The sequence below is a fragment of the Allobosea sp. AAP35 genome, assembly GCF_001295925.1.
Classification (GTDB): domain Bacteria; phylum Pseudomonadota; class Alphaproteobacteria; order Rhizobiales; family Beijerinckiaceae; genus Allobosea.
In genome coordinates, this window is the sequence record NZ_LJHQ01000017.1 from 63,701 (window position 1) to 81,166 (window position 17,466).

Sequence of the window (17,466 nt, forward strand, 5' to 3'; positions counted from 1 at the left end):
GCGCCCACGGCGGATCGGGGTGAAGGTCACTTGATGCCGGTGAAGGCGATGCCTTCGATGAAGCGGCGTTGGGCAAGCAGGAAGGCGGCGACCAGCGGCAGGACGATGATCGTCGCCGCTGCCATCAGGGGGCCATAATGGGTGCCGGCATCGTCGTTTCGGAACGCGACGACCCCGAGCGGCGGCGTGAACAGGGCGTCGCTCGACACCGCGATCAGCGGCCAGAAATAGTCGTTCCAATGAGCGACCACCGAAAAGACCGCGAAGGATGAGATCGCTGGCAAAGCGGCCGGCGCCATGACCCGCCAGACAATGGCAAATTCGGACATCCCATCCATCCGGGCCGCATCAACGAGGTCGCTCGGCACGCTGAGAAAGAACTGCCGCATCAGGAAGATGCCGAAAACCGAGATCGAGAACGGCGTGACCAGTGCGGCGTATGTATCGAGCAGACCAACGGCATGCAGGCTCACAAAGAGCGGCACCGCGATGACGTGGTAGGGCACCAGAAGCCCGAACAGCACGATCGCAAACAACGCCTTGCGTCCCCGGAACTCGGATTTCGCCAGGGCGAAAGCCGCAGGCAGCGCAACCACGAGCTGGAGTACCAGGATCGTTGCGGTGACGAGGGCCCCGTTCAGAAGATAGCGGCCGAGCGGCGCCATCCGGAAAGCCGCGCCATAGTTTTCGGCTGCCGAGAAGTTGCGCGGCCACCAGTGAATGTCGGCCACCAGGATCTCGTCAGGCCCCTTGAGCGAGGTCGAGACCATCCAAAGGAAGGGAAGCAACGTCAGGGCGGCGAGCACGAGAAGCGTCGCGTGGCGCAGGACGGGGCCGAGCACCGACCGCCGCCTCTTGGAGTGGCGGGCGGTCATTGGCTGTGAATCCTCTTCTCGGCGATGAAAACCTTGGCCAGCGTCAGCAACAGCATGGCCATGACGAAGACGACGGCGATCGCGGCCGCGTAGCCGGTGCGGAAGAATTCGAAGCCCTCGGCATACATCGTGTAGAGCAGCACCTCCGTCGCCTTGTTGGGGCCGCCCTTGGTCAGCGCATGGACGGTGTCGAAGACCTGGAAGGACCGGATTGTCGAGATCACCACGACAAACAGCGTCACGGGGGCGAGCAGCGGCCAGGTAACGAGCTGGAAGCGGTCCCAGGCCAGCGCGGCGCCATCCATCTCGGCCGCGTCATGCAGCGATTGCGGGATGGCGGAGAGCCCTGCGAGAAACAGGACCATATTGAAGCCGAACTGCTGCCAGATGCCGATGACCGCGAGCACGCCGAGCGCGGTGTCGCCATTCTGCAGCCAGTTGACCGGCGCGACACCGAAAAGGCCCAGCGCGGCGTTGATGAGGCCGAATGTCGGATGGAGCATAAACTCCCAGACGATCGCCATGGCGATCAGCGAGCCCATGACCGGCAGGAAGAACACGGTTCTCCAGACCTGCGTCAGAAAGCTCGACCGGCCCAGCATCAGTGCCACGCCCAGGCCGAGCCCGGTCGATCCCAGAACGACGATGGCCGCATAGGTTGCCGTATTGCCGACCGAGCGCCAGAAGACGGGATCGTTCGCCAGAGCCGCGTAATTGGCCCCCCCGACATAGCTCCACGCCCTGGCCCCCAATTGGTAGTCGGTAAAGGAGAGCCCGAGCACGGCGGCGAGTGGCGCGATGAGCAAGAGCAGGATGAGGGATGCCGCCGGCGCGACGAGCAACCAGGAGGCGACCTCTTCATGCGGCCTGCGCCGTTTGCCGGTCGATGGAAGCGTGCTCGCGCCTGTGGTGAGGACCGCATTCGTCATGCCGCCCTCCTTATCTGCGCTGCGCGAAGCCTCGAACCCGCTCCGTCAAAGGCCAGGAGGCGTTCGGGCGGGACCACGATGCCGCAGCGTTCATCCAGACGCAGGCGGGGTGCATGGGGATCGCGCCGCACGATAATCGGCTCCGCCTGTCCTTCGATCGCCAGATGGACGTGGAGGTCGGCTCCGAGATTCTCCAGATGCACGACCACGCCGACGAGGCCACCTTCGGAGGGATCGACCAATGTGGCCGCCTCGGCCCGGAAGGCGAGGCGCAGCCCCGGCACCAGCGCCATGGCTGGATCGTCGAGGCGAGCGGCCAGGGCCCGCGCCGCATCCGCTCCGGCGACATTGATCTTCGGGCTGCCGATGAACTCCGCGACGCGCAGATCGGACGGATCGGCATAAATCTCCTCGGGGGATCCGACCTGGATCAGCTGCCCGTCCATCATGACCGCGATGCGGTCCGCCATCGTCATGGCCTCGGCCTGGTCATGCGTGACGTAGACGAAGGTCGTCTCGAGCCTACGGTGAAGCCGCGCGATTTCGCTGCGCATCTCGACGCGCAGCTTGGCGTCCAGGTTCGACAGAGGCTCGTCCATCAGAAAGGCCTTGGGTGCGCGCACCATCGCCCGGCCGAGCGCCACGCGCTGACGCTGACCGCCGGACAATTGGCCGGGCTTGCGGTCGACCAGGTCGCCGATGCCGAGCATCGCGCAGGCCTGGGCCACTTCGACGTCGATCTCCCGCCGTACGGCCCGAGATCGAGACGACAGCCGCCCAAAAACCGGTAGGCGCTCGGCCGTCGTCAAACGCCGCATGGTGAGAGGCACGGCGATGTTTTCAGCGACGGTCAGATGCGGATAAAGCGCGTAGGACTGGAAGACCATGGCGAGGTCGCGGTCGCGGGCCGGCAGGTGGTCGACCGCCTTGCCGGCCAGGAGGATCGAGCCTGCTTCTTCGCGCTCCAGCCCCGCGATGATGCGCAGCAGCGTGGACTTGCCGCAGCCGGAGGGCCCGACCAGCGCCATGAATTCGCCCTGGGCGATGGCGAGGTCGATTCCCTTCAGCACAGGCCTGCGCCCGAAGCTCTTTGTTATTCCATCGATCTCGATACGTGACATGCGCGCTTTCCCGTGTTGGGAAGGCTGGTAAAATCAAATTTTGTATCTATCACGACATGATATAAATTTTGTTTATATGCATTGTCAGCGCGGGAGTGAGCGGAAATGGCGGAACGTTCACCGAGTTGGGTGCAGTTGCGGGCTTTCAACGCGGTTTTCCGCGAAGGGTCGATCTCGCGCGCGGCGGCGCGCCTCGGCCTCACCCAGCCCGCGATCACGGCGCAGCTACGTCTCTTGGAAAGCCAGCATGACGTCCTGCTGTTCGAACGGACGGGGTCGGGAATGCGGCCGACGCCCCTCGCGCGAAGGCTCTATGCCGAGACGGATGGGCTCAACACGATCGAGGAGGTCGCAACCGAAATCCTGACGGCTTCAAGGACCCTCGAAATCGGCGAAATCTCGATCATGGTGGGTGCCCCCAATCCGGCCATGTCCTTGATCGCGGCCTATCACCGGCGACATCCCGGCATCCGCATCGTCACGTCCTTCGGCAATTGGGGCGAGGTGACGGCGGCGATCCGCGAGCGTCGCTATGACGTCGCGATCGCCACGGAAGCCCCAGGCGACAGCGACATCGCATCGGCCTCGTTTGCGTCCCAGCGCATCGTCGCCATCGTCGCCCCGGGGCACCCTCTGGCGCGGCTTGATCGCCCCGTCAGGCTGGCTGATATCGTCGGCCATGCGGTGATCTTCCGTCCGCCGCCTTCGCTGACGCAGCAGAAGCTGGAGCGGGCGTTGACGCGGCATGACCTGACCGTCGATCCGCTCATGACCCTCGGATCACGAGAAGCCCTGATCGAGGCCGTCGCGCAGGGGCTTGGGGTCGGCTTCATCTTCGAACAGGCGACCAACCGGCGCGACGGCATCGTCCGCGTGCCCGTGGCCGAGCTCCATGAGCGGTATCAGGAAGACATCTTCTGCCTCACGCAACACCGCCGTCGACGGACCATTTCCGCGCTATTCGACCTCGCCGACGAATTCGCAGGCGGACACGGCGAATGAGGCAAAACGGTAGTGGCCTTTTGTGGCAGCGATTGCCGAATTTGAATCTGCTGCAAGCTGATATTGCCTCTCAAAAAGGCTCATTCCCGAACCTCTAGCCTTGCGCTTCATAGGGCGCTGGAAAGGCAGGCTGGCCAGGCCCTTCCCGTTGGATTTGACGCGTGATCATGCTATCAAGGTCGCCCGATAGGGCTTGGCACCTCCCTTTGACACCAACCCCTCGCGAACACCAAAAAACCGTTTAATATCAATGCTTAACAGCCTATTATGGAGGCCCGAGTCCTCTCCTGGGCACCACTCTTTTTTCCTCAGCAGGACAAAGAGATACGGTTTTGTAAGGGCTTATCGGGTATCCGCTTTCACAGAGCGGTCTCACACATGGCCCTTGCGATGCCCCGTCCCTTCACTACCAAGTCGGGATCCTAATACCTCAACGTTCGGGTTCCGAACGAGTTCCGGGAGGTCGCGCGCGGCCATCCCGTGACTCTGCCGATCGACGGCAAATCGGTCACCGTGACCGTCACCGACAAGGTCTACGTGTCGCTGCGCACAAAGAGCGCGCGCGAGTCCAAGGACCGCTTCCGGCCCCTGAAAGAGTCTGGTGTTGGGCATTCAGCAAGCACCGAACCGCTTATGTCGTTCTATGGAGCCGCTTCCGGTGTGCCTGTCAGGCGTCGCTACATGCCCGAGCCACGGGAGTTGCAGTTCCCTGCTCGCGCTCGGAAGGTTCGGTTTGGCGAAGCCGCTTAGGCCGGGGACCCGGTAGCCGAGGGGTGGGCTGGGTGGAAAGCGAGAGCCTATTGAACTCGCCCAGGGCGGGAGCGCCCCGCCCTCGAATGGAGATTCCGGTCTCCGGATCCGCAACCGCAACCGCAGTCGATCACTGACCGCTGGCGGCTTTGGCGAGGCCGGCGAGCGCGCCGGCCATTGCGGTCAGCGGCTCGTCCTGTCCGGTGATCCGATAACGCTCCTTCAACGCCGATGGCGGCGTATAGCCGATCATGACCTTCCCGCTCCCGTCCTGCCAGACCAGCATCTTCATCGGTAGTTCGATCGCGACCGATGGCTGGGCCAGCATCAACGGCGTGCCGAGGCGCGGATTGCCGAACATGATGACCTCGGTCGGCGGCATCTCGAGCCCGGCGGCCTTGGCTGCGGCGGCGTGGTCGATCCGCGCGGCGATGCGGATGCCGCGCTTCTCGAGTTCGGCCGCCAGTCGGTCCGAGGTCTCCTTCACGGCAAACCGGCTCTCGACCGTAGCAAGGTTCTGGGACAGCGCCGTCGCGCTCGTCAGCAGCAGGGCGGCGAGACTCATGGCCAATGCGCGTGTCATCTGGTGAACTCCGGCTGCGAGGTTTGGGGGATCAGGACTTCTTCACGCCGCAGGCCGCGCCGCCAAGGACACAGAACGTGGCGCAAGAGCGATGGTTCAGCGGAACCGGGACATCCGCCTGCTTCAGCGTGCGGCCAAGCTCGAACCGCTCGTCATAGGCGATCAGGGTGCAGGCGACGACCGCCGGCGCATCGGCGCCCTTGCGCCGCACGACCATGCGCGATGTCGCGCACATGACGTCGTCCGGGCTTTTGTCGAGGATGCCCCAGCACGCCTCGGTGATCTCCGGCGGATTGCCGTCGGGGGTCATCTCCGGAAAGATCACCAGCTGGACCGGGTCGTCGCAGTCGACCGCGATCGCCTCGCGATCGAACAGCTCGCGATAACCTGCGCGTGCGACCGCCTCCGGCTCTCCATCCAGATGCCGACCGGCGATCTCGATCTGGAATCCTTCCCGTGACAGGAAGCGCAAGCCCTCCATCGCCTTGGCAAAGGAGCGCGCGCCCCGCTCCGCGTCGTGGATGGCGGCATGATGGCTGTCGAGGGACACGCGAAAGCGCAGCAACCCGCCATGGGCCTCGCGCAGCCGCCTGAGCTGCTCCTGGTGCCGCATCATCGGCCGCATCGCATTGGTGAGCACGAGCGTCTCGAACCCGCGCTCCAGCGTCTCCGTCAGGATCGCGATCATGTCGCGGTTCATGAACGGCTCGCCGCCGGTGAAGCCGATCATCCGGACCGGCAGCCGCTCGGCCCGCACTTCATCGAGATAGGTCGTGACATCGGCGAGCGAGAGGTAGACCAGCCGGTCGTTGCTGGGGGAGCTCTCGATGTAACAGTTCTGGCAGGTGATGTTGCACAGCGTGCCCGTATTGAACCAGAGCGTCTCCAACCGCTTGAGATCGACGCTCGCGCGACGCTCGCCCTTGGCGGTCCGCACAGGATCGACAAACTTGGCCGGCATGAAGGTTGGCGCGTTCACATCTGGGCTCCGACGGTATTCATGTGCAGATACGCGCGAGGCGACCACTTCGTTACGTCGGTCCCGAACTTTTTGTCGTGACGCTCGGCGCGCAGCGCATCGGCAGGGGCAGAAAGCTGGCCGACCGGCTCGCCCGGCCCCACACGCCCGGATCACGCAAAGCTGCTTTGCGGCTTGGCGCAGCCGCTTGTAACGAAACAGCAGCCCGGCCCGAATGAATGGATGCGGCGTGCACGAACGCAAGCCAGAACGCGAAGACGAATGGAGCCGCCTGATGCGACTGGCGCTCGATGGCGATCAGATCGCCTACAAAGCGTTGTTGGCCGCCCTTGTTCCGCATGTGCGCGGGAGGGTGCGGCATGTTCTGGCGCGCTCGGGACGCGGACAGGCGGAGGTCGAGGACATCGTTCAGGAGACGCTTCTCGCCGTGCATCTGAAGCGCGCGACCTGGGACCGGTCGATGCCGCTGACGCCCTGGCTGAATGCTGTGACGCGTCACAAGACGATCGACCTCCTGCGCCGCATGGGCGCGCGCGGCGAGGTCGATCTCGACGACGCCGTCGAGACCCTCGCCGCGCCTGACGGCGGCGGCGAGAGCCAACTCGATGTGCAGCGCATGCTGTCGGCACTCGATGGGCGCAAGCGTCAGATCGTGGAGCAGGTGTCGCTCGCCGGGCGGAGCGCCGCGGAGGTCGGCGGTCAACTCGGCATGAGCGAGGGAGCGGTGCGGGTCGCGCTGCATCGGGCCTTGAAACAGCTGGGCCGGACCTTCAAGGGGAGAGCCGATGCGGACTGACGACATCATCGACGTGCTGGTCCAGGATCTGCCGAACCAGCCGAAGCCCGTCAGCACGATCCTGCTGCGCTGGTGGCCGGCCGCGGCCACGCTCGCAGGCGCCGGCTTCCTTGTGATCATGGGCGTGCGCCCCGATCTCGTTGCGGCGGGCCTGGCGCCGACCCTGTTGAAGCTGATGCTCGGCGCGCTGATCGCCCTGACGGCCATCGCGGGCGCGCTCGATCTCTCGCGGCCGGAGGTGCAGGCTTCGATAGCCTCGAAATGGCTCCTCGCCGTCGCAGCGTTCCTCGGCCTCGTCGTGGCAACCGATCTTCTGCGCCACGGTCTCGACGCCTGGTGGGCGCGGCTCTTCGGCAAGGGTATCGTGACCTGCCTCACGCTCGTCCCGTCTCTGGCGGCCCTGCCGCTGATCGCCTGCCTTACGGCGCTCCGGCGCGGGGCCACGACCGAGCCCGTGGCCGCGGGCGCGCTGGCGGGCCTCGCCTCCGCCGGCCTCGCCATCCTCGCCTACGGCCTGTTCTGCAACGAGGACAGCCCGCTCTTCATCGCGACCTGGTACAGCCTCGCCGCCCTGATCGTCGGCCTGGCGGGCGCGGCGCTCGGCCGCGCCCTGCTCCGGTGGTGATGCGCAGTCCTGCTGTCTCGACCCTTGCCACGGAGCCGGACATGACGGCGCGGCGGGAGCGATGCTCCGGCGAGGGTCAGCGCCGGAACGTTGAAAAGCGCTGCATGAAGCGTCTGTCGATCCAGTCCTTCCAGCGCCAGACCCACCGGCCTTCGACCGCAAACCAGCCGCCACGGCCGGCGATGGCGGACCCGTCGCCCGTCATCAGGATCGTCAGATAGTTCCGGTCCGGCCGATGTGGCGCCAGCGCCTCGCCGCGCGCCCTGCGGCGCAGGTTGCCGGTGAGCGCCGCACCCTGCCGGACGGCGAAGACACCAGCCTTCGGCGTCGGATCCTCGGCCACGGTCGCGCAGTCACCGACAGCGAAGACCGCGGGATCGTCGATGCAGGTCAAAGACCGCGTCGTCTGTACGAAACCATGACGGTCTGTGGGAAGCCCGGTCGTGGCCAGCCAGGACGGAGCACGCGCCGCAGTGGACACGAGCACCGCATCGGCTGTGACGAAGCGCTTGTCCTGCGCCCGCAGACCTTGCGCATTGATCTCGACGACGCGGAAATCGTCCAGCAAGGTCACGCCATGACCGGCCAGTGCGGCTCTGGCCCGCCGGCGCACGCCGTCATTGAGCGTGGCGACGAGACCGTTGCTCGCGGCAAGGCCGATCCAGAACGGCCGGCCCATCGGATCGAGCCCCTTCAGCCGCGCCTTCAACGCCAGCGCAAGCTCCACCCCGGCTGCGCCCCCGCCGACCAGGACGATGCGACGCGGGCCGTCAGGCCTGGCGGCCGCCTCCAGAAGCGTGTCCAGACGCGAAAGGAAGCTGCTGATGGGCTTGACCGGAATGCTGTGCTGCTCGGCGCCGACGATGCCCGACAGATCGGGCGTGATGCCGACATTGAGCGAAAGCGTATCGTAGGGGAGGCTGTCACCGTCCTCCGTGGTCAGCGTCCGCCGGGTGCGATCGATCGCGGCCGCGGCGGACCGGACCAGCGTCACGCCGCAGACCTCGGCCAGCCGGCCGAGATCGATATGCATCTCGGCATGGCTGTAGAGCCCGGCCACATGACCGGGCAGCATGCCCGAATAGGGCGTCAGCAACCGATCGGTCACCAGCGTGATCGCCATGCCGGGCTCGGGTCGTTGCGCCAGCGCGCGGATCACCTGCACATGGGCATGCCCCCCGCCGACCAGAACGAGCCGGTGGCCGGTCATGGCCGCGCCTCCGCCATGCCGGCCAGCGCGGCGCGGGTGAACGCCGCCGCTTCGCCGTCGCTCGCCAGGCTGGCGCGCAGCCAGTCGAGATCGGCGGCCTCGTCGATGTCGCGTTGCGGCGGCAGCATCTGCACGGTCAGACCAACGGCGTCGGCGCGGCTCAGCGTCTCGCGCAGCACGCCCGACGTGCTCCATGGCATCGATGCGAAGAGGGAGGCTGCCGCCTCCAGCGAGCGCAGGCCGATCAGGCAATAGCCGCCATCGACGCTCGGAATGAGCACGATCTGGCGCTCATCGCCCTCGCGAAGGCGGCGCGCGGAGGCGGCGATGACCTCGCCGGTGATCAGCGGAACATCCGCGCCCATGATGATCGCGCCACCGGGGCAGCGCTGCAGCAGCCGTGCGAGGACATCGTGCATCGTCGCACCGAGATCGCCGGCGTCGGCAAACTCCAGGGGCCATCCTGGCCCGAGGATCGCACCGATCTCGGACGCGGCGTCGGTCGGGCGAAAAAACGCCGCGCGGTCGAGCCGCTGCAGGTGGGCCGCCGCGACGGCGGCGGCGGCGCAATCCTCGAGGAAGGCGTGCGCCAGGCGCGCCGCCCTGTCGGGGCCAATGGCCGCGGCCAGCCGGGTCTTGGCCGCCCCGGGGCGTGGCGGCTTGCACATCAGGCCGAAGCCGATCGGCGCCTCGCTCAGCATCACGGCGTCTCCCGGCGCGTCGGGCGCAGGGTCTCGCGGCCAATGACCCAGAGAATCTTGCCCCCGCCCTGACCGCGCCGCCGAGCGTTCCCGAAACCTTGGAAACCCTGATCCGGCGCCGATAATCGACAGGGATTTCGCCGTCTCAGGTTCTGGCGTTGCGTCATGGACCGGTCCGTCATCAGTGGGCTCAGCCGCGCGGCGCCGGGACGGGGCGGAGCCTGTTCAACGACCAGTCATAGTCGTCGTCGGCGATCCGCGACGAGCCGGTGAGGCGCTGGGCCAGCGCCGGCTCGGCATATTGGCGGAAATGCGCGATCAGCCCGGCGTCATTGCCGCCAAAATCCGCGATGAACCATTTGTAGATCGACGAGACCCGCAGCGCGCCATCGGCAAGCACCGTGACGCCGCGCGGATGGTTGACGAAGGCGCGCGCCGCGGCGTCCAGATCGGCCTCCAGCGTCGCGGCCCGCCAGACCCGGTTCATCAGGTTCGGGCAGCCATAGGAGGCGCAGTTGACGATGTAGTGCACCCGCGGATCCTTGAAGGTCGGACGCATGATCTCGTGCTCGATCTCGTCGAGCGACAGCCGCCGGCCCTCCACGGCTACGCGCGGCTGGCGCCAGGGCCCCGTATAGGCTTTCGGATCGAGCCAGTTGTCGCTCTTGATGTCGCGGATCGAGGCGACCGGGTAGCGGTCGAGGATGACCTTCAGCGTCACCGCATTGTAGAGGTTGCCCCAGAAGGCGAAGGCTTCGGCCCGGGCCATGGCGGAGGGCTTCAGCCGCGAAAGCTCCGTGATGTAGCCGTCCAGTGCGGTGCGGTCGGCCGAATTGGCCCGCCAGCCGGCATAGTTGACGCGGTTGACCCCGTCAGGGCTGGCGCTGACATAGCGCTTCAGGAGCCGGTCATACGCGGCGTCGGCGTCCCCCGCCTGGGCCCATACCGGGCCTGTGAGGACCATGAGGCCGAGGCCGAGCGTGGCGCGCCGGGTCAGCCCGTGAGATCGGATGGCATCGGTCATCATGGCTCTCCTTACGGATGGACGCTGGCGAACGTTACGCCCGGGTCTGCTTTTCCCGGGCCGCGAGGCGCTTCCTGATCGGGATCGCGGCCAGCGACAGCGCGGCGAGCCCCACGAGGCCGCCGATGATCTGCGGCGTGAGGATGGAGCCGGGCGAGACTGCGCCGCCTTGGTCGAGAACCGAGCCGAGCCCCGCGCCCGCCAGCGAGAACACCGCCGTCCCCGGCATGATCCCGAAGAATGTGGTCAGCACATAGGTCGCAAGCGGCACGCCGACGAAGGCCGGCACCAGATTGACCAGGAAGAACGGGAACAGCGGCACCAGCCTCAGCACGAGCAGATAGGAGGCGGCATTCTGGCGGATGCCCTCCGCAAGCCTGGCGGCCGGCGCCCCGAACCGGTCGAGCGCATTCGCGCCGAAGAGGGTCTTGGCGAACAGGAAGATCAGCGTCGCCCCGATCGTGGCACCGATCACGGTCAGCAGCGTGCCGAACACCGCTCCGAACAGAAACCCTCCCGACAGCGTCAGGAAGACCGCGCCCGGCATCGAGAAGCCGACGGCGGCGACATAGACGGCGATGTAGGCGAGCGCCGCGATCAGGCGGTTCGCCTCGACCCAGCTCGTCAGCGTCACGCGATGGGTCTTGAGCGTGTCCAGCGAGAGATAGCTCGCAACCCCGGTCTGCCGGACAATGAGGATGAGGGCGAGAGCGGCCAGGACGAGCCAGAGGCGCCGGTCGGTGAGAAGGCGGGTCAGCATGGGCTGTCTCTCCGGATCAGCGCAGGAAACGCTGGACGAAACCGACGATGCGGCGCGTGGTGGAGCCGAAGAGCTTCGGCGTGTAGTAGCTGCCGGCGGCGCGCTTCGAGATCTCCGACAGCGTCGGATAGGGCAGCACGGTGCTCGCCACGGCCCCGATCCGGAGGCGTGACGAGATGGCCAGGGCCCAGGTGCCGATCAGCTCGCCCGCGCGCGGCCCCACGATCGTAGCGCCGAGGATCCGGCCCTTGCGACCCAGCACGACCTTGGCCAGCCCCTCGATCGCACGCTCCGCCTGGGCCCGGTCGTTGACCGCGAAGGACCAGCTCAGGATCTGGACGTCATGGCCGCCCTTGCGCGCATCCGCCTCGGTGAGGCCGGCATGGGCGAGTTCCGGATCGGCGTAGGTCACCCAGGGCAAGGCCGTGTAGTCGACCTTGGCGGGGAGGCCGAACAGCGCGTTCCGGATGACGATGCCGGCATGATAGCCCGCGATATGGGTGAATTGCGGGCCACCCGAGACGTCGCCGATGGCGAATATCCGGCGATTGCTGGTGAGAAGGCGCGCGTCGACCGTGATCCCCTTCGGCGTGAAGGCGACGCCGGCCGCGTCGAGGCCGAGGTTTTCGACGTTCGGGTGCCGGCCAGCCGCGACGAGCAGATGGCTGCCCGCGACGCTCCGTCCGACCGCGCTGTCGCCATCGAGCGTGACCGTCACGACCGCGCCGTCGCGTCTGACTTCGCTGATGCCGACCTTCTCGAGCAGCGTCACGCCGTCCCGGACGAGCGCGGCGCGGACGACCTCGACGGCCTCCGGCTCATCCCTGGCGAGGATGCCGAACGTCTCGATCACCGTCACCTTCGAACCCAGGCGACGGAAGGACTGCGCCATCTCGATCCCGATGGGTCCGCCACCGACGACGATCAGATGCTGGGGACGCTCCCGCAGCTCGAAGACGCTCTCATTGGTGAGATAGCCGGCGTCCGCAAGGCCGGGGATCGGCGGCGCAGCAGCGCGCGAGCCAGTCGCGATCACGAAGCGGCGCGCCGCGATCGTTTCCCCGCCAGCCTCGACCGTATCGCGGTCGAGGAAACGCGCCGCCGCCTTGATGACATGGACGCCGAGCTGTTCGAACCGCTCGACGCTGTCATGCGGCGCGATCGCGGCGATCACGCCATGCACATGAGCGTGAACCTCTTCGAAGCGGATCTCGGGCTCGGCGCCATGAACACCGAAGCGTTTGCCGTCACGCACGGCATGGGCGGCATGGGCCGCAGCGATCAGCGCCTTGGAGGGCACGCAGCCGGTGTTGAGGCAATCGCCGCCCATCTCGCCCTTTTCGATGAGGACGACTGAAGCGCCCATTTGCACGGCGCCGGCCGCGACCGACAGCCCGCCGGAGCCCGCACCGATGATGCAGAGATCGGCGCGCAGAACCCCGTTCTGCCGCAAGGGGCGCTTCGGCGGGAGCGAGGCAGGTGCAGGATCAGCCATGAGGATCGCTTCGGGACGGGGGCTTCAGCTCCGACAGCCTGTTCGCGCCGGAGTCGCGCGACGTTACGCGGTTCACGGCTTCGTGTCGGGCCTGTCGTGATCTCGGCAGGTTGACCTGCCCCCCGCACTTGCTGGATCAGGGGGACGCAGCAAGTCCTATCAACGCCCCACAAGCGTTGTAACGAGACGATGCGCGGCGTCGAAATCACAAAGGGCCCTCGACGGGCCTCGCGGCCATCGACATGGGATGCGGGTTTATCATGCGCGATGCAGTGACGCTGGATGTCCGTCCGCCCGAAACGAGCCCAGACGGCGCGCTCGTCTCGGTGATCATCCCGTTGGCCGAGCACGAGGCCGTTCCGGAAACTCTGCTCGCAATGCTTCCCAAAACCTTCGAGATCGTTCTCGCCCGCGGCGGAACCCGCGCCTCCAGCATGAACCATGCGGCCTCGATCGCCCGAGGTCGCCATCTCTGGTTCGTGCATGCCGATACGACGCTGGGCGCCGACGCCGTGCCGAAGCTGCTGGAGCGGCTGCAGGAGCAGCGCGCCGCGGTGCGCTATTTCGACCTGCGGTTTGACGGCGGCGCCCTGATGCGTCTCACCGAACGCGGAGTCAGCTTCCGCTCGCGGGTGATCGGCCTGCCCTTCGGCGATCAGGCGCTGTGCCTCCCTGCCGCGATGTTCCGGGCCCTCGGCGGTTACGACGAAACCGCAGCCCATGGCGAGGACCACCAGCTGGTTCGCGACGCGCGTCGCGCAGGCTTAAAGGTTCAGGCGGTCGGCGCGACGGTCACGACCAGCGCCCGCAAATATCGCGACAAGGGCTGGTTCCGGACCACCTTCATGCATCTGAGACTCACCCTGCTGCAGAGCCTGCGGGCGTCCTGAAACCGGTCAGACCGCCTGGAGCGCCCGGGCGGGCTGGCGCGCGGGCCATAGCGTCGACGTCTCCGTGATCGGTCGTCCCGTCTCGGCGCGTTCGCGCTCGGGCAGGACGTCGAGACTGGGCCAGAGGCCGGTCGCGAGCGCCTCACGGTAACTTTCCGGAAGGCCCGCGCCGCGCATGGCGGCCTGCGCGCCTTCATGGTCATAGGACAGCGCCCGGTGCTCGATGGCGAGCCCGGCCTCTGTCTCCCTGACGATGCTGAACCAGACGCGCGGCGTGCCGTCATTGGCCGGCATCCCGATGACGCCCGGGTTGTGCCAAAGCCGGTCGCCCAGCCATTGGGTGAAAGGCAGGCCTGAATGGCCGCCGACAGCGCCATCGCAGCCGAGGGCGTCGAGGCTGCAGCGCTTCTCGCCCTCGGGCGTGCCTGCAAAAACGAAGCTGTTGATCGAGTGGGCCGAGCCGTGGATCGCCGCGAGGGTCCGCCCGCCGATCCTCAGGTCGACGCGTCCCGGCAACGAGGCCAGCCATCGACGCTGGTCGGGCCTGACGACACTGTCGGCGAAGGCATACCAGGCGGCCGATAATCTGGCGCAGGCGCTGTCAGGCTCGAAGCCGCAGTCGCTGGCGCTCGCGCCCAGCTGCTCGTCGCAGTTGCCGCCGACGACGGCCATGCCGCTGTCGCGGATCAGATCGATCGTCTCGACCGGATTGCCGCAATAGGCCACGAGATCGCCCGTGCAGAGCATCCTGTCCGGGGAGATGTCCAGCCGTCTGGCCTCTGCCAGCAGCGCCTGCGTGGCCTGCAGGTTTCCATAGGGGCCGCCGAAGAGCAGCCATGTCCGATCGCGCGTCATGTCGTCCCTGTCCGTCACGATCCGATATTCGCTCCACCGCCGCGTAACGTTACAGGCCCCGCGCCCGTAACGTCTCTGTGCCCGCCAGGCCGGCAGCAGATGGCCCTCCAGGGCCCGGTCAGGTCCGGCGCCATCTGAGGATGATCCATGTTGAACCGCCGCTCTTTGCTTTTGGCCGGCCCGGGCGCCAGCGCGCCGACACGCTCTCGGGCGGACAGCAGCAGTGGCGAAATCGAGGGGGCTCGCCGTGCTCTGCACCCTGCATCAGCCTCATCTGGCTGCCGAATTCGCCGACCGGACCCTTCACATGCGATCGGGCCGGATCGTCTCCGGTGACGACCAAAACTGAGATGCTCCGCCCGGGTGCCCCGTCGCACTCGCCAGGCCGGCATCGAGAGCGAAAGCCCCAGTTGTGTTACCAGATCGCCAGTGGCGACACAGCGTTAGGGAGAGGCTGACATGCTGCGACACCGGGCGGGCCGCCTGATCATGGCATTTGCTTTCGCCATCGGCTGTGGCCGCGGCGCGCAGGCTCGGGACCTCTTGCGTCTGCCGGATGGCGAGGTCACCCGGAGCGCCGGGATGATCGCCTATCTCGTCGATCCGACGACACGCTATGGCCATGGCGTTCTGGGGGATGCGATCGAGGCCGGCGGGTTCGTTGTCGAGCGGGACGGAGAGCGCCTGCTGTTTCGCCTCGGCGCTGACGCGGTCTTCGAGGACCGTCGCGTCCGCCTGGCCGATCTCGACGGCGACGGTCAGCCCGAAGCGATCCTGGTCAAAGCCTATCTCGATCGTGGCGCGGCCCTCGCGGTCTACCGGATCGGCCGGCACGCGATCGAGCCCCTCGCCGAGGGCCCAGCCATCGGCCAGCGCAATCGCTGGCTCAATCCCGTCGGCGTCGCGGATTTCACCGGATCGGGGCAGGCCATGCTCGCGGCCGTGGTCACGCCGCATCTGGCGGGCTCGCTGCGGCTCTATCGCCTGTCGGGCGCGGCGCTGGTCGAGGTTTCGCGGATCGACGGCTTCACCAATCATCGCCTGGGTGAGCGCGACCTCGATCTCGGACGCATCGGGGACATTGACGGGGACGGCACGCCCGACATCGTCATCCCGTCGCTGTCGCGCCAGGACCTGGCTGCGATCGGCTTCAAGGGCGGGCGCGCCGTGGTCCTTGGCAAGGCTCCGGTCAAACAGCGCGTCGCCAGGTTCCTCGCCCTGCGGGGCCCGCGCGCGACGATCGAGACCGACACCGGCGAGCGCCTCGACGTGATCATCGGACGGGACTGAGGCAGAGCGACCGCGCCACACCGAGACCGGGGATCACCGAGGCATTCCCGCGACTGTCCCGGTCAAGGGTCAGGTGAAGCAGGGCGAAAGGGGACGCTCCCCCCGCCGCCGACGCCTAGGACCGGGCATAGAAGCGCAGCAACGCGAGTGCGTCCGGCGCGCTCCAATCGGCCTCGCCGGTCAGATAGCCGCCGCTGCGCCCCCGCGCGTCGATGACATAGCTCATCGGCATGCCATAGAGAGGAAAGGGTGTCGCGACCTTCGACTTCGGCCCGGAGGCGACCTCGCCCTGCGTGTCGATGAAGCTTGAAAACCCGTCCAAGCGCAGCCGTCGGATGTAAGCGGCGGCCGTTGCGGCGTCGCGGTCGAGCGATACCGGCACGACCACGAAGGGCTCGCTCTTCGCCTGCGTCTGGAGCCGCTGCAGGATCGGCAGTTCGCGTCGGCAGGGCGGGCACCAGCTCGCCCAGAAGGCAAGCAGCACAGCCTTGCCGCGATAGGCCGCGAGCGTGCGTTGCCGCCCACCCAGATCACGCAGCGGGATATGGCCGGCCTCCTCGCGCGGATCGAGCACGGTGAACTGGGCATGCGGCGTGCTGAACGGCGGTGGATAGGGATCCGCGGCCGCTGCCCCGGCCGGCGGCATGGCGCCGAGCGCGCCCGCGGCCGAACCGAGCATGAGGGCTCTGCGCGTGACCTCCATCAGAACGCGGCCAAACCGTCTTCGAGCGTGGCCACCTCGCCACGCGCCGGATAGTCCTTGGCGACGACGAAGTCGATCGCGCCGAGGATGTCGGCGAAGGACGGCCGCGCAAACGGCATGGTCTGGACGCTGGAGAAGTAGAGCGTGCCATCCGGCCTGACCAGGAAGAGCCCCGGCTCGGCAAAGAGCGCGGGCTCCTCGACGCCGATCGAGGTCGTGCCGCGGCCGGCCGACAGGAACAGCCCCCATTCGCGGGCCGTGTTGAGCGAGAAGCCATAACCCAGACGCAGCCTCGGCAGGCCCCACTCTGTCTTGGCGCGGGCGGCGCGTTCCTCGCTGTCCGTCGAGAGCGCGATAACGCCGACGCCCTTCTCGGCGAAGGCGTCGAGCCTGCCTTCGAGATCGCACAGCTGGACCCTGCAGATCGGGCAGTGCAGCCCGCGATAGACCACGACCAGCGTGAAATGCCGGGGGCGCTCGGCGTGGAGGCTGAATTGGGCCCCATCTGGAGCGAGCTGGAGTTCGAGGCTCGGCACGGGAGTGCGGGGCAGCACGGGCTTGATGTCGGTCATGGAGGTCCCTTCAGTCACAGTCGTGGTCTTTCGCGACCATGACGGTTTCGTTGGACGCAAGTCCGCCGTTACAGCCTCACGCATGTGGCCGACAACCGCGCCGCCATAAGCGAGACAATTGTCGCAACCGCACCAAGGAAAAAAGTCGGCGCGGTCGCTTGGCAGAAGATTTTGGCTAAGCGCTCCGTATCAGCAATGAATCCAACATCGGAGGGTCCGTCGCGTAAGCAGGGTGTTGGCTTGGCCGATGTCGCGAAGACGCTGGCCGAGCCCTGTGCGCGCAACTGGAGTGTCCCTGCTCGCGCA

18 protein-coding genes are annotated in these 17,466 nt (G+C 67.1%); 5 read left to right on the forward strand and 13 right to left on the reverse strand.

What is annotated here, in order from left to right; genetic code table 11:
- Positions 1-26: 26 nt before the first annotated feature.
- Genes IP69_RS06625 through IP69_RS06635 form a run of 3 tightly spaced genes read right to left on the reverse strand, consistent with a single transcriptional unit; the run spans position 27 to position 2,925 of the window.
- Positions 27-875 carry a carbohydrate ABC transporter permease gene (locus tag IP69_RS06625; RefSeq protein WP_054142023.1) on the reverse strand — a complete coding sequence of 283 codons (849 nt, stop codon included), beginning with the start codon at positions 873-875 and terminating at the stop codon, positions 27-29.
- Entirely contained in the window at positions 872-1,804 is a 933-nt protein-coding gene (locus IP69_RS06630) for a sugar ABC transporter permease (protein WP_054142024.1), read from the reverse strand. Before IP69_RS06630 ends, IP69_RS06625 begins: the two co-directional genes overlap by 4 nt.
- The gene (locus IP69_RS06635) at positions 1,801-2,925 is read right to left on the reverse strand and encodes an ABC transporter ATP-binding protein (RefSeq protein ID WP_054142025.1); all 1,125 of its coding nucleotides are present in this window, start codon (positions 2,923-2,925) and stop codon (positions 1,801-1,803) included. Before IP69_RS06635 ends, IP69_RS06630 begins: the two co-directional genes overlap by 4 nt.
- Positions 2,926-3,030: 105 nt before the next feature.
- Between IP69_RS06635 and IP69_RS06640 the strand changes: the two genes are divergently transcribed.
- Positions 3,031-3,927, forward strand: a complete 897-nt coding sequence (locus IP69_RS06640) for a LysR family transcriptional regulator (protein ID WP_082359041.1) — start codon at positions 3,031-3,033, stop codon at positions 3,925-3,927.
- Between the two features lie 880 nt (positions 3,928-4,807).
- Here the strand turns inward: IP69_RS06640 and IP69_RS06645 are convergent.
- Together IP69_RS06645 and IP69_RS06650 are read right to left on the reverse strand one after the other, a co-directional pair.
- Positions 4,808-5,260 (reverse strand): DUF302 domain-containing protein, encoded by a 453-nt coding sequence (locus IP69_RS06645; protein WP_082359042.1) that lies wholly within the window; start codon positions 5,258-5,260, stop codon positions 4,808-4,810.
- A gap of 31 nt (positions 5,261-5,291) precedes the next feature.
- Positions 5,292-6,239 (reverse strand): radical SAM protein, encoded by a 948-nt coding sequence (locus IP69_RS06650; protein ID WP_248306744.1) that lies wholly within the window; start codon positions 6,237-6,239, stop codon positions 5,292-5,294.
- 229 nt (positions 6,240-6,468) lie between these two features.
- On the opposite strand from IP69_RS06650, the gene IP69_RS06655 reads away from it, so the two are divergent.
- Both IP69_RS06655 and IP69_RS06660 read left to right on the forward strand, forming a co-directional pair.
- Positions 6,469-7,035: a sigma-70 family RNA polymerase sigma factor gene (locus IP69_RS06655; protein ID WP_248306745.1), complete on the forward strand. Its 567-nt coding sequence runs from the start codon at positions 6,469-6,471 to the stop codon at positions 7,033-7,035.
- A complete protein-coding gene (locus IP69_RS06660; RefSeq protein WP_054142029.1) occupies positions 7,025-7,660 on the forward strand; it encodes a DUF1109 domain-containing protein in 636 nt (211 codons plus the stop codon). Before IP69_RS06655 ends, IP69_RS06660 begins: the two co-directional genes overlap by 11 nt.
- A gap of 76 nt (positions 7,661-7,736) precedes the next feature.
- Here the strand turns inward: IP69_RS06660 and IP69_RS06665 are convergent, their stop codons facing one another.
- From IP69_RS06665 to IP69_RS06685, 5 genes are all read right to left on the reverse strand, one after another.
- A complete protein-coding gene (locus tag IP69_RS06665) occupies positions 7,737-8,870 on the reverse strand; it encodes an FAD-dependent oxidoreductase (RefSeq protein ID WP_054142030.1) in 1,134 nt (377 codons plus the stop codon).
- The gene (locus tag IP69_RS06670; RefSeq protein ID WP_156323327.1) at positions 8,867-9,571 is read right to left on the reverse strand and encodes a TIGR04282 family arsenosugar biosynthesis glycosyltransferase; all 705 of its coding nucleotides are present in this window, start codon (positions 9,569-9,571) and stop codon (positions 8,867-8,869) included. Before IP69_RS06670 ends, IP69_RS06665 begins: the two co-directional genes overlap by 4 nt.
- A gap of 190 nt (positions 9,572-9,761) precedes the next feature.
- Positions 9,762-10,595, reverse strand: a complete 834-nt coding sequence (locus IP69_RS06675) for a DUF547 domain-containing protein (RefSeq protein ID WP_197279709.1) — start codon at positions 10,593-10,595, stop codon at positions 9,762-9,764.
- 34 nt (positions 10,596-10,629) lie between these two features.
- Positions 10,630-11,355: a VTT domain-containing protein gene (locus IP69_RS06680; protein ID WP_054142033.1), complete on the reverse strand. Its 726-nt coding sequence runs from the start codon at positions 11,353-11,355 to the stop codon at positions 10,630-10,632.
- Positions 11,356-11,371: 16 nt separating this feature from the next.
- Positions 11,372-12,850, reverse strand: coding sequence for an FAD-dependent oxidoreductase (locus IP69_RS06685; RefSeq protein ID WP_054142034.1), 1,479 nt, complete (start codon positions 12,848-12,850; stop codon positions 11,372-11,374).
- 260 nt (positions 12,851-13,110) lie between these two features.
- Between IP69_RS06685 and IP69_RS06690 the strand changes: the two genes are divergently transcribed.
- Positions 13,111-13,740, forward strand: coding sequence for a glycosyltransferase (locus IP69_RS06690; RefSeq protein ID WP_197279710.1), 630 nt, complete (start codon positions 13,111-13,113; stop codon positions 13,738-13,740).
- Positions 13,741-13,746: 6 nt separating this feature from the next.
- On the opposite strand, the gene IP69_RS06695 is transcribed toward IP69_RS06690, so the two are convergent.
- The gene (locus IP69_RS06695) at positions 13,747-14,595 is read right to left on the reverse strand and encodes a metallophosphoesterase family protein (RefSeq protein WP_054142036.1); all 849 of its coding nucleotides are present in this window, start codon (positions 14,593-14,595) and stop codon (positions 13,747-13,749) included.
- Positions 14,596-15,054: 459 nt separating this feature from the next.
- On the opposite strand from IP69_RS06695, the gene IP69_RS06700 reads away from it, so the two are divergent.
- Positions 15,055-15,885, forward strand: a complete 831-nt coding sequence (locus IP69_RS06700; RefSeq protein ID WP_054142037.1) for a hypothetical protein — start codon at positions 15,055-15,057, stop codon at positions 15,883-15,885.
- Between the two features lie 115 nt (positions 15,886-16,000).
- Here the strand turns inward: IP69_RS06700 and IP69_RS06705 are convergent, their stop codons facing one another.
- Positions 16,001-16,564, reverse strand: a complete 564-nt coding sequence (locus tag IP69_RS06705; RefSeq protein WP_197279711.1) for a TlpA disulfide reductase family protein — start codon at positions 16,562-16,564, stop codon at positions 16,001-16,003.
- A gap of 23 nt (positions 16,565-16,587) precedes the next feature.
- Positions 16,588-17,160: a peroxiredoxin-like family protein gene (locus IP69_RS06710; protein WP_054142039.1), complete on the reverse strand. Its 573-nt coding sequence runs from the start codon at positions 17,158-17,160 to the stop codon at positions 16,588-16,590.
- Between the last annotated feature and the right edge of the window lie 306 nt (positions 17,161-17,466).